A 21,878-nucleotide genomic window follows, 5' to 3' on the forward strand; every position below is an offset into this window, starting at 1 on the left:
GCCCTAGTCCTCCTCCTGCATCCCGAGGACGGCGGGCGCCACGTCCTCGGCGCCGAACCAGGTGCTCTCGTCCTCCGGCACCGCGGGCCCCCGGTGGCGGTCCTTGTCCTCCCCGTTGTTTCCCCCGCCCGCCATGGGGGCGTACGGCATCCCGGGCATCCCGCCGGCCCCGACGCCGGTGCGGCCGGCGCCTTCGTAACCGGTGGACGCGCCCGAACCGTAGCCACCCGAGCCGTACGAGCCCGAGCCGGCGCCGCCGGTGCCTGTCCGGGTCCCCGTGGAGTAGTCGGTCGGCCCGTAGCCGCTCGTGCCGGGGTCGGGGAGCGTCGGCACCGTCGGCGCGGTCGGGTTGTGCGCCGAGAGAGCGGTGTCTCCGGGGGTGGTCAGCCCCTGGGGGTTCACCGCGTTCGGGTCGAGCCCGTCGAGGCCGGTGCGGCCGAGCCCGTCGCCGTTCAGGCCGTTCTGGTCGAGTCCACTGCCACCGAGGCCGTTGCCGTTGACGCCGTTCGGGTCGAGCCCGTTGCCGTTCGGGTCACCGGTGCTCGGCAGGTCGCCGCCGCTTCCGCCGGGGCCGGGCAGCGTGCCGGTGTCGGGCAGCGTGCCGGTGTCGGGCAGGTCGGGATGCTTCAGGCTGTCGTCGAGGTCGGTGCCCAGTTTGTCCTTCGGCAGCTTCCAGTCGTTCCCGAGGCCGGATCCGGGGCCGGTCTTCGGCAGCCCGCCGCCGCCGAGACCCAGCCCCTTGGGGGTGAGCCCGGATCCGTTCGGGCCGCCCAGCCCCTTCGGGCCCCCCTTCCCGTTGTCGCCGGAGCTCTGCTTCTCGGCTTCCTTGGCGTTCTCGGCCGCCTGGTCGAGCGCCTTCTTCCAGGAGTCGAGGACATCCTTGCCCTTCGCCACAGCGTCGGCGGCCTGGTCCCGCAGCTTGCTGTGGACGCCGTTCAGCCCGCCGCCGATGACGCCGAACGTCCCCATGGGCAGGTGGATGTTCTTGATCGCCGCGCTCGTGCCGGAGAGGGTCTGCCCGTGGCCCGCCACCTGGTTGGCGAACTTCCCGACCTCGGGATAGCGCATGAAGAACTCGGGGTCGGTCAGGCGAGGGTCCGCCGCACCGCCGTTCGCCCCAATGGAGGTCACGAGGCCGGCGAAGGGATTCGTCGCGCCCCCGCTCGTATCGGTCACAAGATCCTCCAGCCGATTCCCGGCAGATTGCGTTTTCAACTACTTACGGCTGATTCACCACAAAGCTCGCAAATCGTACAAATCTCCTAACCGGCCGCCTGACAAAACCGCAAGAGACGTGACAAAATCTTAATCTCGGACAGCCCCGGCGAGCCCCCCACTGATCCATTACTGTGACATTTGGGTCATCACCCGACCCTCCTGGTCGGGGGAATTCGACAGGATCAGTGGAGGTGACCATGTCGCACTCTGGCGCAAGCCAGGCCCAAGTGAGCCGGCACGACCTGGACGAGGCGATCACCTGGATCGGCGACGCGGCCGAGAACATCCGCGGCATCCAGCGTTACCTGGACAGCGCCGGCGAGAACCTCAAGGTCCACTGGCAGGGCGAGTCGCACCACGCGTTCAACAAGGTGCACCTGCTGTGGCACGAGCGCATGGACGTCATCCTGGGCAGCCTGCAGACCCTCGCGGAGAGCATCAGGGCGAACAACAAGAACTACGCCGAGTTCAACGCGCAGGCGACCGCCGAGATCAACAAGATCGAGGCGCTCATCAACCAGGCCCCGCCCGCCTCGTACAGCCGCTGAGCCCGAGACGACCACCAGGAACGGACGGAGAGCGCGACCGTGGACTTCGACATCACAAAGGTCAACTTCAGCGGTCTCGACACGGGCGAGACCGAGTTCCAGAACGCCTTCAACCGGCTGGTCACCGAGCTGGAGAACCTGGAGAACAAGCTCAACACCAAGACCGCGATCTGGCAGGGCGGCGCCAAGGACGCCTACGACCAGACCAGGCGGATCTGGCAGCAGGAGGCCAAGGGCCTGTCGGACATCGTGTCCCTGCTGGCGAAGAACATCAACATCACCAACATGAACATGCAGGACGTGGAGCGGATCAACGCCGCCATGTTCGACGGCAAGTGAGCGGACGTCCGACGGTACGGCCGGCGGCACCGGCGCTCCTCGGCCGGTGCCCGTCACGGCGTTGACGGGAGTGTGACGCATGGCTCGCGACGGTGGCGTGGAGGTCAGCCGAACGGCCCTCAGGAACGCGCGCAAGGACTTCGAGGAGGCGCTGGAGCTGCTGGCGCCCGGTGCGTCCAAACGCGAGGTGACTCCGGTCGCCTTCCCCGAGGGCGGCGCGGTGAAGCGCCTGCTCACGCAGCGTGAGGCCGTCGGCGGCTTCTGGGAGGCCGCCATGGGGTTCCACATGAGCCTGACCGGCGCGGAGGGCGCGGTCACCGCCGTCTACGCGGAGATCGCCTCGACCCTCGGCATCGCCGCCGAGCGTCTGGAGCTGGCGGTCAGGAACCTCGACGCCGGAGAGCAGGCGGGCGCGCGGCACGTCGGCGTGGCGGACGTCTGAGCGGTTGAGGAGGCGTCGTGGCCGAGAGGAAGATGCCGATCAGAGCGGCGATCGACGCGTCGGAACCCGGCGTCGTCACGCTCGACTCGTTGCGCACCGCGCTCGAGAAGACCGACCCCGAGCTGATCAGGGCGGCCTCGGGCGAGTTCAAGAGCGTCCACGACAAGCTCAAGTCGGTGGTCGAGACGCTCGACAGGCACCTGGACGCGCTCGACAAGCACTGGACGACCGGTGAGGACGCCAAGCAGGTCAAGGAGCAGCTCCGCCGGCTCAGGGGCTCCATGGCCGCGGCGATGACCGCGATCGTGGACACCTCCCTTCCGGGCGGGCAGACGGGACCGCCCTCGCCGCATGGCGTGGTGCCCGCGCTGGACGTCTACGCCAGCTCCCTCAACCAGTTCAGGGGCGAGAACGTCCCCAAGCCCACCAAGAGCGACGTCGACTGGTACGACGCGGCCGTGGAGGCGGGGGCGGTGGGCGCCGCGGGCGGCGCGATCGCGGGCTCTCCCTTCGCGGGCGTCGGAGCCATCCCCGGAGCCGTCATCGGCGGCGTGGGCGGGTTCATCGTGGGCGGCATCGGCGGCGCCATCGGCTCGGTCTTCGGCGACGGCCCCTTCTTCAATCTCTTCGGGGAGTCGAAGGAGGAGAAGGACATGAAGGCGGCCGAGGAGCACCTCAAGAAGCTCACGCAGGCGACGCAGGCCGCCAACGCTCTCTTCCCCGCGTCACTCGACACCGACGTGCCGAAGTTCGACTCGACGCCCCCGGCGTACACGCCGGTGACCGGCCCCGGGACGACCCTCCCGAACGGGACGCTCCCCACGGACGTGCGGGGATGGCAGAACCCCTCCTCGCTCGGCGACCTCGGCACGGGCTCCGGCCCGAACGGCCTGGGCGACGGCGGCTTCCCCGGCTGGAACGGCGTCGGCGATCCGTACGGACCGGGCACGGGCGTCCCCGGCGGCGGGATCGGCAGCGGCGGCACCGGACTGGACGGCACCGGCGGAGGGCTGGACGGCAACGGGCCGGGCGGTGACCTGAACGGCGGCCTCGGCGGCACGGGCGCCGGCGGCTCAGCGGGCACCGGTTCTGGCGGCACCGGCGGGAACGGCACGCGGCTGGACGGCACCGGGTCCGACGGCGCCGGCCACGGCACCAGCCTTTCCGCCCACACCCCGCAGCCGGCCGATTTCGGCGGCCCGACCGGCGCCTCCGGCGCGGGTTCCGGCACCGGGTACGGCGGCGGCTATGGAGGCGGATACGGCGCGAGCGCTGGTTCCGGCGCGGGCTCCGGCATCGGGACCGGCGGCACGGGAGTGAACACGGCGGCCCTGCGCGCCGGCGCGGGCAACGGCGTGGTCCCGATGGCCCCGCACGGCACAGGCGGGGACGGCGAGCGCCAGGAGCGTGAGCGAAGCACCTGGCTGCTCGAGGACGAGGACGTCTTCGTCAGCGACCAGCAGACCACGTCCCCCCGCATCGACAGGGCGTAAGGCGAGGGAGGAGAGGCGTGAGCCACGAGCCTGACGACGGGTCGCCGCCGCCGAAGCTGCGGCTGCCGGAGAGCTGGCCGGGTCTCGGCGGAGGCCCGGACGAGCTGTACATCGACCACACGCGGGTCCGGCAGGTCCTCAAGGGACTGCGGGAGGAGCTCGGCACGCTGCGCGGACGCGCTCCGGCCAGCATGAGCGCCACCTGGAGCGGCCCGGGGACCGCGGGCGAGGTCCAGGGACTGACCAACGTCGGCCCCTCGGAGACCGGCCCGTGGGAGACGGCCAAGTATTTCGGGTTGAACGCCGAGCAGGCCCACGAGGTGCTCGGCGGCAAGTATCAGCTGCTGATCGACCGCATCGAGGCGATGGTCAACGCCGTCGAGCAGGCCGTCGTGAACTACGAGAAGGGCCACACGAGCAGCAGCGCGTGAGCTGCCGAGGGCAAGGGGAAAGATCGCGATGGGGGCCGAAGCCGGCTGGGAGCCGATCAAGGTGTACGAGAGCCTCTACGGGCTCGACCAGAACAACCTCTCCCGGGAGCAGATCAAGCAGAAGCTGGACGCCGCGAAACCCGACGAGGTCCACCGGGCCGGTCAGGCGTTCATCGACGCCGCCGATCTGGTGGGCGGGAAGGTCGGCGGCAACGGACCGTCCGAGATGGGCATCCAGGCGGCACTGAGCAGGACCGCCAAGGACCTGGCCGAGGTCTGGCGCGGCCCCGCGGCCGAACAGGTGCAGTCGGCCCTCCGCGCGCTGTACGCCACGGCGGGCGCGCTCGGCGACGCCATGACCGCGAGCGGGGCCGCGATGTCCTGGTACGCGGACGTGGTCAGGGACGCGCGGACGAACTTCCCCGCCGCCCCGAGCGGTTCGGACGAGGGCGCGGGCGGCGGCACCACGGGAAGCCCGCCGCCCGACCCCGACGAGGCGGCCCGCAACCACTTCCGCGCGCTCAACGAGAAGATCCAGGAGGCCAACAACGCCTTCGCCGAGGGGCTGGCCTTCGATCTGCCCGCCATCGAGCCGCTGCACATCGACCTCGCGAGCTCTCCGCGCATCCACGTGGGCGGGACGGGGGCGCCCGTCACGAGCACCGACGGCGTGTGGCACGGCGGCTCCTACGGTAACGGCACGTCCGGCTCAGGCACGGGGGGCTCGGGTTCCGCCGGGTCCGGGTCCGGGTCCGGCGGTTCGGGCTCCGGCGGGGGCGGCCACTCGGGCGGCGGCTCCGGCGGCGCGGACGGCACGGGCTCCGGCAACGGCGACGGCACGGGCGGGTCCGGCAGCGCGGGCGACCCCGGCAGGGCGGGTTCGTCTCAGGACCCCGGCGGCTCGGCGGACCCGGGACAGGCGGGCACAGGACAGAACGCGGGGCAGAACACAGGGGGGAACACAGGGCAGCCGGGCGGCTCCGGCGACGGATCGGGCACGGCTCCGGCCGTGATCGGCGGCGGTTCCGACAGGACCGACCTGGCGAACGCCCATCTCCTGCCCGGCGGCACGACCCCCGCGGGCACCACCCCCAACGGGCTCACCGGTTATCCGGACGCGCGGATCCCCGTCACGACCTCAGGGCCCACCAACGCGCTGCCGCCCGGCGGGGTGATCGGCGTGTACGGCGGGGCGCGCACCGGCTATGGGGCAGGCGTCACCGGGGAGGCCGGCGCCGTCCTGGGCGGCTACCGGACCGGCCAGAGCGGTGCGGGCTCGCCCTTGTTCCCCTACGCGCCGGGGGGCGCCGATGCGGGCGGGCAGGACGAGCGCGAACGGGAGATCTACGACCCAGAGCCGGACGTCTGGCGCGTGCCGAGCGTCATCAGCCCCGACCGGATCGGCTGACGGCAGGGCCGGTGCCGCCGACACGAGCGGCACCGGCCGGTTAGGCCCCCCGCCCGCGGACAAGACCTCATCGTCGTCAGCCGGCTCGGGCATCCCCATCCAGCCCGTTCGCGCGGCGGGCAGGCGGCCGGTCAGGCCGGTCACATGCTCAGCCTGCGGCTGATCCGGTCGAGCTCGCCCAGCACGTCGTCCGCGGTCCGGTCGAAGGCGGACTCCGCCTCTCTGACCTGCGCGAGCACGGCCTCCGGGTCGTCCAGGAACCTCGCCTGGTCGCCCTCCTGCCCGAGCACCTCGGCCATGGCCTGGTTCATCTGCCGGTACAGGTCGTCGGACGCGGCGCGCATCGTGTCCTTGATCCGGTCGGCCAGCTCACCTGAGCTCAGCCGCATCGCCTTGGGATGAAGCTCCAGCTCGCTCAGCCCCTGACCGGAGAACTCCACACTGACCAGTCCGTCCACGTCCCGGGCTCGGCCCACGAGCGAGGAGAGGGTGACCTGGAGCCGCTCGACGGCCGCCATCCTGGCGTCCGCCCGCTCCCTGAACCGCTCCATGTCGAAGTCGTCGAACCCGCTGCCGGCCATCTGAGCCCCTTTTCCCGCGATTTCCGGAACATCGGCAAGTTAACGCATTTAAAGCGGGGCATACGGGCTTTACGGGGTCACCCGTTACACGTCAGTGAACATCCGCCTAATTTCCGCTTTCCACCTGCGGAATCGTCACCCTGGCGCGTGGCAGGGGCACGAAGCCCGGTGATAGGGAAGATCACGTGTCATACGGTGCACCCTCGCCAAGCCAGTCACCGGCGATCTCTGCGACGGCGTCGCCCACCGGCTCGGTGAGCGCGACGCCGAGCGCGCCGGCCTCCCCGGCTCCGCCGACCTCGACCGCCCCGCCGACGTCCACGGCACCCTCCGCGGGGCCGTCCACAGGGACGCCCACGGCGACACCGACACCGACACCGACACCGACACCGACGTCCCCCGCTTCCCCGGCTCCGTCCGTGCCCTCCATGGTCAGCCCGTGCCCGCACACTCCGTCCTGCCCGCCGCCCGGCCCCTGCCTGCCGGACTCGCTGCGCGGGCGGCAGCAGGGAGCGCCTCAGGCCCAGAAGCCGGCGGCCTCGGCCACGCCCCCCGCCGGCCCGAGCGGCGGCTCGTCCGGCCTGCCCGGCTACGAGGTGGCCACGGGATTCATCAGGAAGTTCGCCGGCACGGTGGGCGGGTCCGCCGACGGCGTCCGGCGGCTGGGGGACGCCACGCCCCGCTTCCAGGGCTGGAACCTCGCTCCGCTCGCCGGGGTCCCCATTGTCGGGCTCACCTTCGTCCACCGGTTCAACTCCGTCTCCGACACCTGGTCGAACGCCGCCGGGGTCCTCGGAGACGCCCTGCACAGGGACGGCGAGACGCTGGTCAGGGCCGCCGACAACTACGTCGCGGCGGAGAAGGCCGGCAAGGCGGCCATTCAGAAGACGCGCGTCTGAGAGGATCCGCATGTCGACCCCGCCCAGCGAGCCGGGCAAGCTGTTCGTTCCCGGCCGGCCCACCTCGGGCCCCAAGGAGCTCTACGTCACGGACTCGAGCGGCAACGTCCAGCGAGCCGTCTCCGTGGCACCGGCCGAAACGGCTGAGACGGCCGCCACTTCCGCCGCCACCCGTACCGATCCCGGCTTCTTCAGGAACCTGGTCAAGGGGTTGAACCCGCTGCGGCAGCAGACGCGTACCGCTGCGGCCATGTCCGGGCTGGGAGTCGCGGCCCTCGCCCTGGACGTGGCGGCCACGCTGAACCTCGGCAACCCCTTCCTCTTCTACGACCGGCGGGAGCTCTGGAAGGAGATGGGAGGCCGGCTGGAGAGCGGCAGGTCCGACATCTGGTTCTCCTACTTCCAGGACGTCAGCCCCAACTGGAAGGGTCACGCGGCGGACCTGCTCGGGCGACGGGTCCGCTTCAACACCACGGTCCTGTACGAGAAGCTCCACGGGGTCACCGGCGAGATGAGCAGCACGATGCACAGCCAGTTCAAGGAGGTCCTGGAGTACGACCTGTCGGTGTTCGGCCTCTACGCGGCCTCGGCACCGATCCTCCGTACGCTGTCGGCGATGAGCGCGCACCCGGCCGGGCGGGTCGCGCTGATATCGCAGGTGGGCGTGTTCGCCAGCGCGCTGGGCAACCTCGTCAAGCAGTTCGCCGACATCTACATGGCCTCCGAGGGCGACCTCAACAAGGTGGAGCAGAAGCTCAACGACCTGCGGGCCGCCTTCTTCCAGGGGGGCGACCCAGCGCGGGGTCGCCGCGACCTCACGCTCACCCCCGACGTGGCGGACCGCGCGAACGTCCTCGACTACTGGCAGCCGGCGAACAAGGACGTCCGGTGAAGAACACGGCCGCGTTCAACGAGGGCAGGGAAGGCGACGTCGCCGGCCTGGTGCGGGAGGTCCAGGGCCGCGTCGGCGCGCTCGCCGACCTGCTCCACGGGCTGAACGAGGAGGTGGTCGAGGGAACCGACGCCACGGGCGCCGTGGCGGCCAGGGTCTCCGGAGCGGGCCGCCTGCTCGGGCTGACCATCGACCCGCGGGCGATGCGCGACCTCGACCACGTCGCGATGTCCGCCGCGATCCAGGGCGCGATCGGCGCCGCGCGGGGCCAGATGAGCGAGCGGCTGGCGAAGGCCATGGAGGAATTCGCCGAATCACCGCCGCCCGGCGACCCGCTCGCCCCGTACGTCCAGGCCCTGCTGCGGGAGGAGTGACGATGGACGAGATGCGTGAGCTCCGGGCGCGGATGGAGCGGCTGGCGGACGCGGCCGCCTTGATGGACGAGCTCGCGACCGAATGGAGCACGCGGGAGTACACCGGCAGGGCCGACGAGGGCCGAATCACGGCGATCGTCGACGCCGTCGGCACGCTTCGCACCGTCGACATCCATCCGCTCAGCATGCGCAGGCTCGACAGCCGCGCGCTCGCCGAGGCCGTCCTGAAGGCCGTACGGCGGGCCGAGGCGGCCGCGGAGGCGTCGAAGGAGGAGATGCTGCGCGGCGGGCTGGAGGCCGCGGGGGTGCCGCACGTGGCCGGCCTCCTCGGCGACGCCCGCCGCGCGTTCGACGAGCGGGCGTTCCCCTCGGACGCCGATCGGGCCTAGGGAGCCGCCGGTTCCCTCTCTTGGCGTTTTCGAGGGCCTCCTGATGCTCAGTTCCTTGAATAGTCATATCCTTGACTATGAAAGAGCGGAGGGAGCGGTTTCATGGCCTTACGGCACGCCGTCCTCGCGGCGCTGCTCGACGGGGAGCTCAGCGGCTACCAGCTGGCCAAGGCGTTCGACGTCGGCGTGGCGAACTTCTGGCACGCCCTGCCCCAGCAGCTGTACGCCGAGCTGGCCAAGCTGGAGAGGGAGGGGCTGGTCGCGGGCCGGCAGGTGGTCCAGGAGACCCGGCCCACCAAGCGCCTCTTCCACGTCACGGACGCCGGGCTCACCGAGCTGGAGCGATTCGCGGCGGCCGCGTCGAAGCCGTCGTTCATCCGTGACGACCTGCTCGTCAAGGTGCAGGCGGCCGACCACGTCGACGCCGGGCCGCTGATCCGGCAGGTCGAGGAGAGGGCCGCCATGGCCGAGGCCAAGATCGATCTGTTCCGGCGGATCCTGCGGAAGATCCGCGGCGACCTGGGCGAAGCGGAGTTCCTCCGCACGGGCGGGCGCGTGGGGCCATACCTGACCTGCCTGCGCGGTCTGGCCTTCGAGGAGGGCAACCGCGACTGGTGCCTGAGGACCGCGGCGATCCTGCGCGAAAGAAGCGCGCCGTGCCCGGCGAAGGAACGGCGGCCATGACACGAGAGGGGACCGCGCCGGCCCCCCGAAACCCGGAGGTGGCCCATGCCGAACGGTGAGCGCCTGCGTTACGTCGCCCTCGGCGACAGCCAGACCGAAGGGCTCGGCGACGGCGACCCCGCCCACCCGCGCGGCTGGGCCGACCGGCTCGCCGAGCGGCTCACGACCGTGGACCCGGAGGTCACGTACGCCAACCTGGCGGTGCGCGGGCGGCTCGCCGGGGAGGTGCGGGCCGGGCAGCTCGCGCCGGCCCTGGCCCTGCGCCCCCATCTGGTCACCGTCGTCGCGGGCGTCAACGACCTGATCAGGCCCCGTTTCGACGCCGCCGAGGTGGCCGGGCACCTGGAGGCGATGTTCGCCGGTCTCACGGCCGCCGGCGCCCGCGTCGCGACCCTCACGTTCCCGGACGTCGGAAAGATCGCGCCGATCGCCCGGCCGCTCCGGTCGCGGGTGTTCGAACTCAACGAGCGCATCCGGGCGGCGGCGACACGGCACGGGGTGGTGGTCGCCGAGACCGCGCCCCATACCGTCTGCACCGACCCCCGGCTGTGGAGCGCCGACCGGCTCCACGCGAGTCCGCTCGGCCACGAGCGCATCGCCGCGGCCGTGGCCCACGCCCTCGGCCTGCCCGGCAGCGACGACGGCTGGACGCTGCCCCTGCATCCCCCGATGGAACCGGCCGGGTGGCGGACTCTGGGCGCCGAGTTGCGCTGGGCGGGCACGTTCCTCGGTCCGTGGGTGGCGCGGCGCCTCCTCGGCAGGTCGTCCGGCGACGGTCGTACCGCCAAGCGCCCCGCGCTGCTGCCCGTACGACCGGCCGCGTGACCTCCGGCGGGAGGCCACCGGCGGCCGGCGCACTCGGCAACCAGCGCAGTCGGGAGATGCCGTCACGCGACCCGAGAAGTCAGCCCGACAGGCCGCGCACCCAGGAGTACAGGTCGAGCACGCCCAGCGTGAGCGGGACCAGCGCGACGATCAGCAGCGCGTCGAGGATGTCCGCCGCCCGCCCCCAGAACGGCGAGGGCCTGCCCGTGGGCAGCCAGAGACCGAGGCCGAGCACGAGCAGGGCCGTCCACAGCACCCCGATCGTCACGGCCACCTCGGCGACCGCGTCGGCTCCCGTGCCCAGCGCGAACGCCAGCACGGCGGCCCCCGCCGCGGCGGCGAGGATCATCCACAGCCGCTGGACGACCCCCGCGAAGACCCTCGCCCGCATGGCCAGCGCGAGCGCCAGCGTCGCCGCCGTCACTCGGGCGACCCAGCCGCCGTGCTGGACGAGCAGCAGCTCCCCCGCGACACCGGCGAGCGCGATCGCGATGACCATGCCGGTGGCGTAGCGGTGGGCCTGCGCGGTCCGCTGGAGCACCAGCGGGCCGTCGATCCGCTGGTTGTCGCTGCGCAGCTCCTCGGCGCTGGTGGGCAGCGGCGGCAGCGGCACCCTGGCCATCCGGAACGACAGCGTGGGGATGAGCGGGCTCAGCGCCAGCAGGGCCGTCGCGACCACGGCCGCCGCCCCGGCGCCCGATCCCCCGAACACCATCACGCACCCGGCGCCCACGGCCCCGGCGACGGACGCGACCGCGACGCCGAGGAAGCCGGCCACGCCGTCGGCGATCAGCACGCCGCCGACGGTCGCCACCAGCGCGGTGTACGCGAGCGCGGCCAGCAGGTTCGGCGCCCCGAGGACCAGCACGGCGCCCGAAGCGCCGGGCGTGAACAGCCCGGCGAGGAAACCGTGCGGCAGGGCCGCGTAGCCGATCAGGGCGCCTGCGGTGGGCTGGCCGACGGCCCGGGACACCACGGCCCCGGCGGCGACGAGCAGCACCGCGACGGCTCCGGCCACTCCGGCGGTGAGCCGGGGCGGGGCCGCCGCCAGGGCGAGGACGACGGCGCCGAGCGCGAGCAGCGCGGCGGCCACGCCCATGCCGAGCAGCCTCGTGTGCCGCGGCTCCCACCTGCCGCCGCCTTCCTTGGTCCCGGTGGCGACGACGTCGGCCACGTCGTCGTACACCGCCGGCGGCAGCACCGCGTCGCGCGGGCGCAGGTAGAGGACCTCACCGTCCAGGACGCCCAGCGCGCCCAGGCTCTGGCCGAGGTCGAGCGGCGGGCCGCCGAGACGCTGGAGCACCCAGCCGGGAGCCGCGGACGCGTCGCCTCCCACCTCGCCGACCGCCCGGAGCAGTCCGGGCAGGACGTGCGGCAGCGGAATGTCCGACGGCAGCGCGAGGTCCGCCTTCCTGCGCGGGGCGACCACGGTGACATGGCACAGGGGCGGCAGCGGCGCGGTCGCCTGCGGCAACGCGCCCTGCTGGACCGCGCCCTGTTGAACCATGCCCTGCTGGACCCTGCCCTGCTGGACGGGACCCTGGTGGACGTGAAGGGGGGCCGGCGATGACACAGCGGGAATCCTCTCCCGAAGATCTCTCTGACAGCCCGAAAATATCGGCAAACCTGGTAGAAAAGTCAGTCAGATGAGCATTGTCGTCGTCTCGCGCCCCGAGCGCCGCCCGGGCCCCAAGCCACCCCGTGGCGAGATCCTCCTGGAATCCCCACCGGAGATTCCCGAGGTCCAGCCACAGGGTCTGATGTCCGTGCTCACGTACGTGCCGATGCTGGCCGGCGGCGCCGCGATGGCGCTGATGTTCACGGCGGGCGGCACCGGCAACCCCCTCATGTACGTGGCAAGCGGGCTGTTCGCCGTCTCCATGCTCGGCATGAGCATCGGCCAGCTCGGACGCAACGCCGGTGAGCGCAGAAACCGGCTCAACGGGCTGCGCCGCGACTACTTCCGCTACCTGTCGCAGATCCGCGGGAAGGTCCGCAGGGCCGCCGTGCAGCAGCGGGAGGCGCTGGAGTGGAGCGGGCCGCCGCCCGACTCGCTGTGGTGGATCGCGATGGGGCCGCGCCTGTGGGAGCGCAGGTCGCGCGACGACGACTTCGCGACCGTGCGGCTCGGCACCGGCGTGCAGAAGCTGGCCATCCAGCTCGTCCCGCCGGACACCAAGCCGGTGGAGGACCTCGACGCGCTGTCGGCGGGCGCGTTGCGCCGGTTCGTCCGGGCGCACGCCACGGTGTCCGGGCTGCCCGTCGCGGTCGCCCTGCACTCCTTCGCCCGCATCCATCTCACCGGCGACCCCACCGCGGTGCGCGAGCTGGTGCGGGCGGTGATCGCGCAGCTCGTCGTCTTCCACTCCCCCGACGACATGCGGATCATGATCTGCGCGAGCAAGGAGTGGATGCCCCACTGGGAGTGGGTCAAGTGGCTGCCGCACGCCCTGCACCCCGAGCAGGCCGACGCGGCGGGTCAGGTCAGGCTCATGGCGGAGAACCTCGCCCACCTCGACGCGCTGGTCGGGGAGGAGCTCAGGGAGCGGGCCAGGTTCCGGCCCGGCGCCTCCGCCGAGGCCCTGCCGTACCACGTGGTGATCGTGGACGGCGGGCACGTGCCGCACGACAGCCAGCTCGGCTCGGACGCCATCCAGGGCGTGACCGTGATCGACCTGTCCGGGGCGACCGGGCCGGCCCCCGAGGCGATCACGCTCCGGCTGGACGTCCAGCCCGACGGCTTCCACATGGTCAAGATCGACCACGCGGAGCGGCGGTCGAGCAACCGGCTCGGCGACCCCGACCGCCTCGGCTATCCCCAGGTGGAGGGGCTGGCCCGCCAGCTCGCGCCGCTGCGCGCCTCCTCCGGTGCCCAGGGCGAGGCGCAGGACGTGCTCGGCGTCAACACCTCGCTCACCGACCTGCTCGGCGTGGGCGACCCCGTCCATCTCGATCCCGCGGTGATCTGGCAGCCCCGCGCAGGACGCAACCGGCTGCGGGTGCCCATCGGCCTGGGCGCGGACGGGCGGGTCGTCGAGCTCGACATCAAGGAGTCGGCGCAGGGCGGCATGGGGCCGCACGGCCTGGTCATCGGGGCGACCGGGTCCGGCAAGAGCGAGCTGCTGCGCACGCTCGTGCTCGGCCTCGCCATCACCCACTCCTCCGAGATCCTGAACTTCGTGCTGGTCGACTTCAAGGGCGGCGCCACGTTCCTCGGCCTGGAGTCCCTGTCCCACGTGTCGGCGGTCATCACCAACCTGGAGGACGAGCTGCCGCTCGTCGACCGCATGCACGACGCGCTGCACGGCGAGATGGTGCGCCGCCAGGAGCTGCTGCGCGCCGCGGGCAACTACGCCTCGCTGCGCGACTACGAGCGGGCCAGGGAGCAGGGCGCGGATCTCAAGCCGATGCCGACCCTGTTCGTCGTGATCGACGAGTTCAGCGAGCTGCTCACCGCCAAGCCCGAGTTCATCGACCTGTTCGTGATGATCGGCCGGCTCGGCCGCTCGCTCGGCGTGCACCTCCTGCTGGCCTCCCAGCGCCTGGAGGAGGGCCGGCTGCGCGGCCTCGACACCCACCTGTCGTACCGGGTCGGCCTGCGCACGTTCTCGGCCATGGAGAGCCGGGTCGTGCTCGGCGTCGCCGACGCCTACGAGCTGCCGCCCGCGCCGGGCAACGGCTACCTGAAGTACGACACCACGGGGATGACCCGGTTCAAGGCCGCCTACGTGTCCGGCCCCCACCACGCCGACCCCGCGCGGTCCGCGTCGGGCGAGGCCGGCCGGCCGGTGCGCGACGTGGTGGAGTACGGCACCGCCTTCGCGCCCGTGGAGGTGGTGACCGAGGCGCCCAAGGAGCTGGCGCCCGCCGAGGAGCCCGGCGGCGCGCGGCACAGCCTGCTCGACGTCGTGGTCGGGCGGCTCAGCGGCCACGGCCCGCCGGCGCACCGAATCTGGCTGCCCCCGCTGGCCGAGCCGCCGACGCTGGCCCACCTGCTGCCGCCGCTGTCCGTCACCCCCGAGCACGGCCTGACCACCGCGACCTGGGGCGGCCGGGGGATGCTCCACGCGGTCGTCGGCCTCGTCGACCGGCCGTTCGAGCAGCGCCGCGACCCCTACTGGCTCGACCTGTCGGGAGGCGCGGGCCACGTCGGCGTCGCGGGCGGCACGCAGAGCGGCAAGAGCACGGTGCTGCGGACCCTGATCACGAGCATGGCCCTGATGCACACGCCGCGCGAGGTGCAGTTCTACTGCCTGGACTTCGGCGGCGGCTCCCTGGCCTCGCTGGAGGCGCTGCCGCACGTGGGCGGCGTCGCGAGCCGTCTCGACGCCGACCGCGTCCGCCGTACGGTCGCCGAGATCTCCACGATCCTGGAGCGGCGTGAGGCGGACTTCGCCGAGCACGGCATCGAGTCGGTCGCGGCCTACCGGCGGATGCGGACCGAGTCCGGCCGCGACGGCGACGGCTGGGGCGACGTGTTCCTTGTCGTGGACGGCTGGCTGACGCTCAGGCAGGAGTTCGAATCGCTCGAACCCGTCGTCACCGACATCGCCGCCCGGGGCCTCGGATACGGCATCCACGTGGTGGCGGCCACCAACAAGTGGTCGGAGTTCCGGGCGAGCATCCGCGACCTGTTCGGCACCAGGGTCGAGCTCAAGCTCGGCGACGCGTACGAGTCCGAGGTCAACAGGAAGGCGTCGCTGGCGGTCCCCGAGGGCGTGCCGGGACGCGGCCTCACCAAGGAGGGACTGCATTTCCTGTCCGCGCTGCCGCGGATCGACGGCGTGCAGAGCTCCGAGGACCTCGCCGCGGGCGTCCGCGGGCTGGTGCACGCGGTCAGGGACGCCTGGCAGGGGCCGCCCGCGCCGGCGATCCGGCTGCTGCCGCCGGTGCTGCCCGCGGCCTCGCTGCCCGGTCTCGAGGAGACGGTAGCGAAGATCCCCATCGGCATCGACGAGGCGACGCTCTCGCCCGTGCTGCTCGACTTCGACGCCGACCCGCACTTCGTCGTCCTGGGCGACACCGAGAGCGGCAAGTCGAACCTGCTGCGGCTCGTCGCCGAGGGGCTGGTCGCAAGGCGGCAGCCGCACGAGGCGATGATGATCGTCGTCGACTACCGCAGGTCGCTGCTCGACTCGGCCGCGACCGCCCACCGCATCGGCTACGCGGCGTCGAGCACCGCCGCCCAGGAGCTGATCAACAACGTGCGCGGGGCCCTGCTCAAGCGGCTGCCTCCGGCGGACCTCACGCCCGAGCAACTGCGGGACAGGAGCTGGTGGCAGGGTTCCGACGTCTACGTCGTCGTGGACGACTACGACCTGGTCGCCACCTCGTCCAACCCGCTGCTGCCCCTGGTGGACCTGTTGCCGCAGGCGCGGGACATCGGGCTGCACCTCGTCTTGTCACGCCAGATGGGCGGCGCCGGCCGGGCCATGTACGACCCGGTCATCCAGAAGCTGAAGGACATGGCCAGCCCCGCCGTCATCCTGTCCGGCAACAAGGACGAGGGCTACCTGTTCGGCAACGTCCGGGCGCATCCGCTGCCACCCGGCCGGGGCTACCACGTCGACAGGAGGTTCGGCGCGCGGCTCGCCCAGACCGCGTTCCTGCCTCCCCCCGGGGAAGAGTGACAGGCTGAGAGGAGCGGCACGTGGCCGGTTTCGACATCCACTTCCAGGCGCTCGAAAGCTGCCGTACGGCGGTGAGCAAGGCCTGGGGCCAGTACGAGAGCCTGCACGGCGGTCTTCCGGAGACTCCCGGCACCAGGGCGGCCGTCTTCGGGCACGTGGACGACGCCGCGGCGCTGGCGGCGGCCGTCGACACGGCCTACGCCGCACTGGCCGCCGAAGCGGCCGACGCGAGGACCAAGCTGAAAGGCGTGGAGCGGGCCCTGGAGAGCGTGCAGGACAACGTCCGCACGGCCAACAAGGCCACGTCCACCTCGATGCAGGTATGAGCGAGCGGAGCGAGCGAATCAGTAAGCACAGCGCGTTTCGCGGCTGGGTCGCCTGCGCGCCTCCGGCACGACGAGACCCCGAGCCGCCAGGCGAGGGGGTGGCATGAGCGAGCGGAGCGAGCGAATCAGTAGGCACAGCGCGATTCGCTCATGCGACCCCGAGCCGCCAGGCGAGGGGGTGGCATGAGCGAGCGGAGCGAGCGAATCAGTAGGCACAGCGCGATTCGCTCATGCGACCCCGAGCCGCCAGGCGAGGGGGTGGCATGAGCGGGGTCTCCGACCTGCCGGGCGGCGCCGAACTGGCCGCCATGGCGGAGAAGGTGAACGGCGACCCCGGCGAGATCCGCGACATCGCCGGGAAGTGGCGCGGCGCGGCCGGCGACGCACAAGATTACGCGGGCGGGGTGGGCCGGGCGGTGCGCACCGTGGACGCCGCGTGGCAGGGCCGGTCCGCCGACGCCTTCGTGACGTACATGAACAGGTACGGCAAGGCGGCGGACGGCGTCCACGACGCTCTGGTCGCGTGCGCGGGCGCGCTGGATAAGGTCGCGACCGCGCTGGAGAACGCCAAATCCAAGATCGACGGCATCTGCGCCGACGTGGTCGCCGAGGCGGCGGCCTACCGCGGCCGGAACCAGGGAGCCACGAAGGAGGAGTTGGACAAGGGGGTGCGGGCCATCGTCTCCCGGGGCGTCGAGGACGCCCGGCCACATCTGGAGCAGGTGACCACGGCCGTCGGCGACGCCAAGAAGACGCTGGGCTCCCGCCTGGGCGCCGACTACCGCGACGGCGCGCTCACCTTCGCCGCGATCCCGGACCCGGGTAAACAGGACTTCGTGCCCCGCAAGGGGCACACGGTCGACTGGCAGCGCACCCCCGGCTACACGGGGACCCCCGGTGACAAGGCGCACACGACGTACGCCTCGTACGGCCGGACGAGCCTGAGCGGCGCGGGCGGCTCGGGCGGGAGCGGCGGCTTCGGCGGCTACGGCCCCAGCGGCCCGCCTCCGCCCGGCGGCGGGCCGGCGCCCACGGGTCAGGTGAAGGATTGGATCGAGCAGGCCATCGAGATCCTCAAGGCCCAGGGCTATCCTGTCGAGAAAATGAACCGGGACGACATCTGGTTGATCATCCGGCACGAGTCGGGCGGCAACCCGCACGCGATCAACAACTGGGACTCGAACGCGGCGGCGGGAACGCCGTCGAAGGGGCTGATGCAGACCATCGATCCCACCTTCAACCACTGGTCCCTGCCCGGGCACAAGGACATCTGGAACCCGGTGGACAACATCATCGCGGGCGTCCGCTACGCCATCGAGCGCTACGGCTCGGTCTCGGCCGTGCCCGGTGTGGTGGGCATGAAGACCGGCAGCGGATACCATGGGTACTGATCGGTTCAGGCGGCGGGAAAGTCGGTGGCGGGCGCGCTGAGCGCGGTGGCCTCGACGTTCGCCCGCAGGGCCTCGACTTTCGCCGTGGCGTAGGAGTGGGCGTCCGATCCGAGCAGCTGCCGCAGCGGGCCCTTCCCGGCCAGGACCCGTCTGATGATCGCGCCGGCGCCCTTGACCGGGTCGCCGAGCTGGCCGCCCTGGAGCTTGAGGTGGTCGAGGGTCATCTCGCGGATGGCCGGGTAGTGCGCGGTCGTCTCGGCGGGCAGGGCGAGCGAGTCCTCGGTGAGGAACTCCGTGCGGAAGTAGCCGGGCTCGACGATGGTGACCGTGACGCCGAAGTCCGCCACCTCGGCGGCGAGGGCCTCGCTCAGCCCTTCCAGCGCGAACTTCCCGGCGCAGTAGAGAGCCCAGCCCGGGACGGCGGTCAGGCCCAGGATCGAGGACACGTTGACGATGTGGCCGCCGCGTTGCTCGCGGAGGATGGGCAGGGCGGCACGCAGCACGTTCCACACGCCCACGACCTGGACGTCGAGCATGTCGCGGACCTCGCGGTCGCCGGTCTCCTCCACCGCGGCCAGGAAGCCGTAACCCGCGTTGTTGACGACGACGTCCAGGCCTCCCAAGCGCTCGGTGGTCTCCCGGACGGCCCGCCTGACCGCCGCCTCGTCGCGCAGGTCGACGGTGAGCGGGAGAAGGCGCGACGGGTCGATCCCGTCGCCGAGTGCGGCGAGGAGCCGCTCGGACGACCGCGTCGTCGCGGCGACGCGGTCACCGCGCTCCAGCAACTGCTTGACCAGTTCGAGGCCCAGGCCGCGGGAGGTGCCGGTCACGAACCAGATGGCCGGTCGATCTGTCGGGAAGCTCATGGTCGTCCTCTGCTTGTCGAATGTCACCAGTGGCGCCGGCCGGGGAGTCCGGCGGCCGGCACGGCACCAGCCTGGTTCACCACGACCCGCTGCGAGGGCCCATATCGCGCCCTGCGCGACCGCGCACTGTGCAACCTAGGACGCACAGGACCACCCAGGACCAGCCAGGAACGGACAGCGAGAGAGACACTGGGTTCATGGCCGAGACCAACCGTGAACTCGCTGATTTCCTGAGGCGCGCCCGGAGCCAGGTCGATCCGTCACGGGCCGGCCTGCCCCCCGACAGCCGCGTACGACGGGTTCCGGGCCTGCGTCGCGAGGAGGTCGCCCTCCTGGCCGGAGTCTCGACCGACTACTACGCCCGTCTCGAACAGGGCCGGCGCATCACGCCCTCACCAGCCGTCGTCGAGGCCGTCGGCCGTGCCCTCGGGCTCGACGACGCGGGACGCGCGCATCTGCACGACCTCATCGGAAGAACCGCGGCACCCGTCCGGCGACGAGCCCGCGGCGTCCAGCGCGTGCGCCCCGGGCTCTACCAGCTCCTCGACGCCCTCGACGGCGAGCCCGCCCTCGTCCTCGGCCGCCGCACCGACGTGCTCGCCGCCAACCAGATGGCGAAAGCACTGTTCACCGACTTCGAACGGCTGCCGCCCCGGCACCGCAACTACGCGCGGTGGATGTTCCTCGACGACGACGCCCGATCACTGTTCGTCGACTGGGACGTCCAGGCACGGGCCGCGGTCGAGAGCCTGCGGCTCGACGCCGGCCGCGACCCGGACGACCAGGCCACCACCGCCCTCATCGCCGACCTGCGCGAACACAGCCGTGAGTTCGCCCACTGGTGGGAGCAGCACCGCGTCCACCAGCGCACCCACGGCTCCAAACGTCTGCGCCACCCTCTCGTCGGTGACCTGACCGTCGAGTACGAGACGCTCTCCCTGCCCGGAGACCCCGATATGACGCTCTTCGTCTACACCGCCGAAGCCGGCTCATCCTCGAAACGCGCCCTGGACCTTCTCGCGAGCTGGACCCTCCCCGGCCCCGAAGCCGTCGCGGGCCTGGAACCCGGCACCACTGGCTGAGTTTCCGACCGGTGGTGACGATCTCAGACGGAGGGACTGTCGGGGATCCATGAGCCGTGGAAGCCGGCGGGGACGGCGCGGGGCAGGCCGACGGCCGCTACGGGGGGTGCGGTCAGGTTGGAGGCGTCCAGGACCAGCAGTCGGGAGGCGGTGCCGTCGTGCCGGGTCGTGATGGACAGGAGCCATCCGTCGTCCTCACGGCGTGGGCCGGAGGCGGCGGGGACGAAGACGGCTTCGCCGATGTAGATTCCCGGCTCCAGTCGATGGGCGGTGACGCCGCCGGCGGCCAGGTCGTGTTTGACGATCGCGGAGTCGTCGGTGGTGTAGAGGTAGCGGGCGGTGCGGCCGACGCGGTCGTCGTCCAGGGTCGGGAACTCCACCGGGTGGTCGTCCAGGGGTTGTTCGGTAGCCCTGCCGGTGACGGGGTCGAGGGTCCAGCGGTGCAGGCGCGCCGTGCCTTCGGATGAGGCGGCTGCGGCTGCGGCGGGTCCGGCCGGGTCGGTGGCGCCGCCGGCCATGCGCCAGATGGCGGTGAAGTCGGCGCGGCTGTAGCGGACGGCGTCCAGCACGACGCGCCCGGCGTCGTCTTCGTGGGCGTTGCCGACGTGGAAGACGAAGCAGGGGTCGATGTCGAACCAGCGCACCGGAGCGTCGGGCCTGTCGTGGCGCATCAGGCCCAGGCGTGCGCCGTAGTGGTCGTCCCACTGGTAGGGCATGGTTGTGCCGACCAGGTGCGGCTGGAAGGTCACCGGCAGGTCGAGCCATACGACGTGGCGGGTGGTGATGGCGAAGTCGTGCATCATCGTGCCGCCGGGGACGGTGATCTCGCGGCTGTGCACGAGGCGTCCCGAGGCGTCCAGGCGGTGGTAGGTCAGGTACGGCGGCCGCACGCCGTAACCGAAGAAGTGCAGTTCGCCGGTCACCGGGTCGCGTTTGGGGTGGGCGGTCATGGCGGTGGTCAGCCGTCCGTCGAAGTCCACGGCTCCGACCGTGTCCAACTCCGGAGTGATCTGGTGGGGCAGACCGTTCTCCACCAGGGCCAGGATTCGCCCGGCGTGCTCGATCACGTGGGTGTTGGCCGACACCGCCGTCAGGTCGTGGCCGCCGTCGGGCAGCGCGTACGGTCGCCCGGCGAACTTGCCGGTGCGCACCCAGCGGTTGCGGTACCACTCGGCGCGGCCCTGGCGCAGCCGGACGCCGTGCAGCATGCCGTGGCCTCCGAACCAGTGGGCGGGCCGTTCGCCGGGCAGTGGATTGGGGCCGTTGCGGAAGTAGCGGCCGGTCAGCTCCGGCGGCAGCGCGCCGGTCACGGGCAGGTCGGCCGCCTCGATCTCGTCGGGCACGGGAGTCATGTAGGACATCTCAGCTCCTTCGTGAGGGTCTGCCGAGACTCTATATATCCAATTGGATATGTCAATATGGATAGGTAGAGTGGAGTTCATGGCACTGCGATACGCGCTGCTCGGCCTGCTCACCGAACGGCCCGCGAGCGGCTACGACCTGGCCAAGGCGTTCGAGGGTGATCTGGGGACCTACGCGTGGAATGCCGGATACAACCGCATCTATCCCGAGCTGGCGCGCCTGGTGGAGGAGGGCCTGATCGAACCCGCGGACCAGGGCGCCCGGGCCCGTCAGACCTATGCGATCACCGAAGCGGGAGGCCGCGAACTGCGTTCCTGGCTGCTGGAGCCCCGCAAAGGCCGCGCCGTCCGCAACGAGCCGGTGCTCAGGCTCTTCCTGCTGTCCGCGCTCGACGCTGACGACGCCCGGACGGTGCTCCGCGACATCACCGCCGACAGCGAACGTCAGATCGCCGAGCTGAGCGCGGCGCTGGAGGACGACCCGCCGGTCTCACCCGACGGACGCCTCCCCTTCGGCTGGCTCGCCGCCGGCTACGGGCTGCGCCAATACCAGGCATCCCGCGACTGGGCCCGATGGGCCCTCGACCAACTCGACAAGGCCGCACGCCGGCCCCCGGCGACGACCTCCTAGCGCCACGGCCTTCCTGAACCTCGGCGGGTTTCGTGGCGACTTGGTCACTGCCGGCGCCCGCACCGTAG

23 protein-coding genes are annotated in these 21,878 nt (G+C 71.9%); 17 read left to right on the forward strand and 6 right to left on the reverse strand.

Annotated features, from left to right (window positions below; translation table 11 throughout):
* Positions 1 to 3: 3 nt before the first annotated feature.
* Entirely contained in the window at positions 4 to 1,176 is a 1,173-nt protein-coding gene (locus tag ACQEVJ_RS38055; RefSeq protein WP_433109537.1) for a hypothetical protein, read from the reverse strand.
* 269 nt (positions 1,177 to 1,445) lie between these two features.
* Here ACQEVJ_RS38055 and ACQEVJ_RS38060 point away from each other — a divergent pair, with 269 nt between their 5' ends.
* From ACQEVJ_RS38060 to ACQEVJ_RS38085, 6 genes are all read left to right on the forward strand, one after another.
* On the forward strand, positions 1,446 to 1,766 hold the full coding sequence (locus tag ACQEVJ_RS38060) for a WXG100 family type VII secretion target (RefSeq protein WP_193202397.1): 321 nt from the start codon (positions 1,446 to 1,448) through the stop codon (positions 1,764 to 1,766).
* Between the two features lie 39 nt (positions 1,767 to 1,805).
* Positions 1,806 to 2,105: a WXG100 family type VII secretion target gene (locus ACQEVJ_RS38065; RefSeq protein WP_433109538.1), complete on the forward strand. Its 300-nt coding sequence runs from the start codon at positions 1,806 to 1,808 to the stop codon at positions 2,103 to 2,105.
* 79 nt (positions 2,106 to 2,184) lie between these two features.
* Positions 2,185 to 2,547: a hypothetical protein gene (locus tag ACQEVJ_RS38070; RefSeq protein ID WP_433109540.1), complete on the forward strand. Its 363-nt coding sequence runs from the start codon at positions 2,185 to 2,187 to the stop codon at positions 2,545 to 2,547.
* Positions 2,548 to 2,564: 17 nt separating this feature from the next.
* Positions 2,565 to 4,040 carry a WXG100 family type VII secretion target gene (locus tag ACQEVJ_RS38075; RefSeq protein WP_433109542.1) on the forward strand — a complete coding sequence of 492 codons (1,476 nt, stop codon included), beginning with the start codon at positions 2,565 to 2,567 and terminating at the stop codon, positions 4,038 to 4,040.
* Between the two features lie 17 nt (positions 4,041 to 4,057).
* Positions 4,058 to 4,471 carry a hypothetical protein gene (locus ACQEVJ_RS38080; RefSeq protein ID WP_433109543.1) on the forward strand — a complete coding sequence of 138 codons (414 nt, stop codon included), beginning with the start codon at positions 4,058 to 4,060 and terminating at the stop codon, positions 4,469 to 4,471.
* A 28-nt stretch (positions 4,472 to 4,499) separates the two neighbouring features.
* On the forward strand, positions 4,500 to 5,879 hold the full coding sequence (locus ACQEVJ_RS38085) for a WXG100 family type VII secretion target (protein WP_433109544.1): 1,380 nt from the start codon (positions 4,500 to 4,502) through the stop codon (positions 5,877 to 5,879).
* A 140-nt stretch (positions 5,880 to 6,019) separates the two neighbouring features.
* Here the strand turns inward: ACQEVJ_RS38085 and ACQEVJ_RS38090 are convergent, their stop codons facing one another.
* Both ACQEVJ_RS38090 and ACQEVJ_RS38095 read right to left on the reverse strand, forming a co-directional pair.
* A complete protein-coding gene (locus ACQEVJ_RS38090; protein ID WP_433109545.1) occupies positions 6,020 to 6,460 on the reverse strand; it encodes a YbaB/EbfC family nucleoid-associated protein in 441 nt (146 codons plus the stop codon).
* Between the two features lie 181 nt (positions 6,461 to 6,641).
* The gene (locus ACQEVJ_RS38095; RefSeq protein WP_433109546.1) at positions 6,642 to 6,818 is read right to left on the reverse strand and encodes a hypothetical protein; all 177 of its coding nucleotides are present in this window, start codon (positions 6,816 to 6,818) and stop codon (positions 6,642 to 6,644) included.
* Positions 6,819 to 6,879: 61 nt separating this feature from the next.
* Between ACQEVJ_RS38095 and ACQEVJ_RS38100 the strand changes: the two genes are divergently transcribed.
* From ACQEVJ_RS38100 to ACQEVJ_RS38125, 6 genes are all read left to right on the forward strand, one after another.
* Complete coding sequence (locus ACQEVJ_RS38100; RefSeq protein ID WP_433109547.1) at positions 6,880 to 7,359, forward strand: hypothetical protein; 480 nt, start codon at positions 6,880 to 6,882, stop codon at positions 7,357 to 7,359.
* Between the two features lie 10 nt (positions 7,360 to 7,369).
* The gene (locus tag ACQEVJ_RS38105) at positions 7,370 to 8,251 is read left to right on the forward strand and encodes a hypothetical protein (RefSeq protein ID WP_433109548.1); all 882 of its coding nucleotides are present in this window, start codon (positions 7,370 to 7,372) and stop codon (positions 8,249 to 8,251) included.
* Positions 8,248 to 8,625, forward strand: a complete 378-nt coding sequence (locus tag ACQEVJ_RS38110; RefSeq protein WP_433109549.1) for a YbaB/EbfC family nucleoid-associated protein — start codon at positions 8,248 to 8,250, stop codon at positions 8,623 to 8,625. Before ACQEVJ_RS38105 ends, ACQEVJ_RS38110 begins: the two co-directional genes overlap by 4 nt.
* A gap of 2 nt (positions 8,626 to 8,627) precedes the next feature.
* Positions 8,628 to 9,014, forward strand: a complete 387-nt coding sequence (locus tag ACQEVJ_RS38115; RefSeq protein ID WP_433109550.1) for a YbaB/EbfC family nucleoid-associated protein — start codon at positions 8,628 to 8,630, stop codon at positions 9,012 to 9,014.
* Positions 9,015 to 9,116: 102 nt separating this feature from the next.
* Positions 9,117 to 9,698: a PadR family transcriptional regulator gene (locus tag ACQEVJ_RS38120; RefSeq protein ID WP_433109551.1), complete on the forward strand. Its 582-nt coding sequence runs from the start codon at positions 9,117 to 9,119 to the stop codon at positions 9,696 to 9,698.
* A gap of 45 nt (positions 9,699 to 9,743) precedes the next feature.
* Complete coding sequence (locus tag ACQEVJ_RS38125; protein ID WP_433109552.1) at positions 9,744 to 10,523, forward strand: SGNH/GDSL hydrolase family protein; 780 nt, start codon at positions 9,744 to 9,746, stop codon at positions 10,521 to 10,523.
* Positions 10,524 to 10,602: 79 nt separating this feature from the next.
* Here ACQEVJ_RS38125 and eccD read toward each other — a convergent pair whose 3' ends face one another.
* Positions 10,603 to 12,096: a type VII secretion integral membrane protein EccD gene (gene eccD, locus ACQEVJ_RS38130; RefSeq protein WP_433109553.1), complete on the reverse strand. Its 1,494-nt coding sequence runs from the start codon at positions 12,094 to 12,096 to the stop codon at positions 10,603 to 10,605.
* A 73-nt stretch (positions 12,097 to 12,169) separates the two neighbouring features.
* On the opposite strand from eccD, the gene eccCa reads away from it, so the two are divergent.
* The 3 genes from eccCa to ACQEVJ_RS38145 all read left to right on the forward strand — a co-directional run bounded on the left by eccCa (position 12,170) and on the right by ACQEVJ_RS38145 (position 17,870).
* Entirely contained in the window at positions 12,170 to 16,153 is a 3,984-nt protein-coding gene (gene eccCa, locus ACQEVJ_RS38135) for a type VII secretion protein EccCa (RefSeq protein WP_433109554.1), read from the forward strand.
* 20 nt (positions 16,154 to 16,173) lie between these two features.
* Entirely contained in the window at positions 16,174 to 16,479 is a 306-nt protein-coding gene (locus ACQEVJ_RS38140; RefSeq protein ID WP_433109555.1) for a hypothetical protein, read from the forward strand.
* A 263-nt stretch (positions 16,480 to 16,742) separates the two neighbouring features.
* Positions 16,743 to 17,870 (forward strand): WXG100 family type VII secretion target, encoded by a 1,128-nt coding sequence (locus ACQEVJ_RS38145; RefSeq protein ID WP_433109556.1) that lies wholly within the window; start codon positions 16,743 to 16,745, stop codon positions 17,868 to 17,870.
* 5 nt (positions 17,871 to 17,875) lie between these two features.
* Here ACQEVJ_RS38145 and ACQEVJ_RS38150 read toward each other — a convergent pair whose 3' ends face one another.
* Positions 17,876 to 18,736: an SDR family oxidoreductase gene (locus tag ACQEVJ_RS38150; RefSeq protein WP_433109557.1), complete on the reverse strand. Its 861-nt coding sequence runs from the start codon at positions 18,734 to 18,736 to the stop codon at positions 17,876 to 17,878.
* A 197-nt stretch (positions 18,737 to 18,933) separates the two neighbouring features.
* On the opposite strand from ACQEVJ_RS38150, the gene ACQEVJ_RS38155 reads away from it, so the two are divergent.
* Positions 18,934 to 19,818, forward strand: a complete 885-nt coding sequence (locus ACQEVJ_RS38155; RefSeq protein ID WP_433109558.1) for a helix-turn-helix transcriptional regulator — start codon at positions 18,934 to 18,936, stop codon at positions 19,816 to 19,818.
* A gap of 23 nt (positions 19,819 to 19,841) precedes the next feature.
* Here the strand turns inward: ACQEVJ_RS38155 and ACQEVJ_RS38160 are convergent, their stop codons facing one another.
* On the reverse strand, positions 19,842 to 21,179 hold the full coding sequence (locus ACQEVJ_RS38160) for a carotenoid oxygenase family protein (RefSeq protein WP_433109559.1): 1,338 nt from the start codon (positions 21,177 to 21,179) through the stop codon (positions 19,842 to 19,844).
* A 79-nt stretch (positions 21,180 to 21,258) separates the two neighbouring features.
* Between ACQEVJ_RS38160 and ACQEVJ_RS38165 the strand changes: the two genes are divergently transcribed.
* Positions 21,259 to 21,810, forward strand: coding sequence for a PadR family transcriptional regulator (locus tag ACQEVJ_RS38165; protein WP_433109560.1), 552 nt, complete (start codon positions 21,259 to 21,261; stop codon positions 21,808 to 21,810).
* Positions 21,811 to 21,878: the final 68 nt, after the last annotated feature.

This window comes from Microbispora sp. CA-102843, assembly GCF_050936215.1.
In the GTDB taxonomy this organism is placed as follows: domain Bacteria; phylum Actinomycetota; class Actinomycetes; order Streptosporangiales; family Streptosporangiaceae; genus Microbispora.

Coding starts and splice junctions, on each gene's coding strand:
- ACQEVJ_RS38070 (WP_433109540.1), top strand. CDS start 2,185: ATGGCTCGCGACGGTGGCGTGGAGGTCAGCCGAACGGCCCTCAGGAAC.
- ACQEVJ_RS38085 (WP_433109544.1), top strand. CDS start 4,500: ATGGGGGCCGAAGCCGGCTGGGAGCCGATCAAGGTGTACGAGAGCCTC.
- ACQEVJ_RS38090 (WP_433109545.1), bottom strand. CDS start 6,460: ATGGCCGGCAGCGGGTTCGACGACTTCGACATGGAGCGGTTCAGGGAG.
- ACQEVJ_RS38105 (WP_433109548.1), top strand. CDS start 7,370: ATGTCGACCCCGCCCAGCGAGCCGGGCAAGCTGTTCGTTCCCGGCCGG.
- ACQEVJ_RS38115 (WP_433109550.1), top strand. CDS start 8,628: ATGGACGAGATGCGTGAGCTCCGGGCGCGGATGGAGCGGCTGGCGGAC.
- ACQEVJ_RS38120 (WP_433109551.1), top strand. CDS start 9,117: ATGGCCTTACGGCACGCCGTCCTCGCGGCGCTGCTCGACGGGGAGCTC.
- ACQEVJ_RS38125 (WP_433109552.1), top strand. CDS start 9,744: ATGCCGAACGGTGAGCGCCTGCGTTACGTCGCCCTCGGCGACAGCCAG.
- eccCa (WP_433109554.1), top strand. CDS start 12,170: ATGAGCATTGTCGTCGTCTCGCGCCCCGAGCGCCGCCCGGGCCCCAAG.
- ACQEVJ_RS38145 (WP_433109556.1), top strand. CDS start 16,743: ATGAGCGGGGTCTCCGACCTGCCGGGCGGCGCCGAACTGGCCGCCATG.
- ACQEVJ_RS38150 (WP_433109557.1), bottom strand. CDS start 18,736: ATGAGCTTCCCGACAGATCGACCGGCCATCTGGTTCGTGACCGGCACC.
- ACQEVJ_RS38155 (WP_433109558.1), top strand. CDS start 18,934: ATGGCCGAGACCAACCGTGAACTCGCTGATTTCCTGAGGCGCGCCCGG.
- ACQEVJ_RS38160 (WP_433109559.1), bottom strand. CDS start 21,179: ATGTCCTACATGACTCCCGTGCCCGACGAGATCGAGGCGGCCGACCTG.
- ACQEVJ_RS38165 (WP_433109560.1), top strand. CDS start 21,259: ATGGCACTGCGATACGCGCTGCTCGGCCTGCTCACCGAACGGCCCGCG.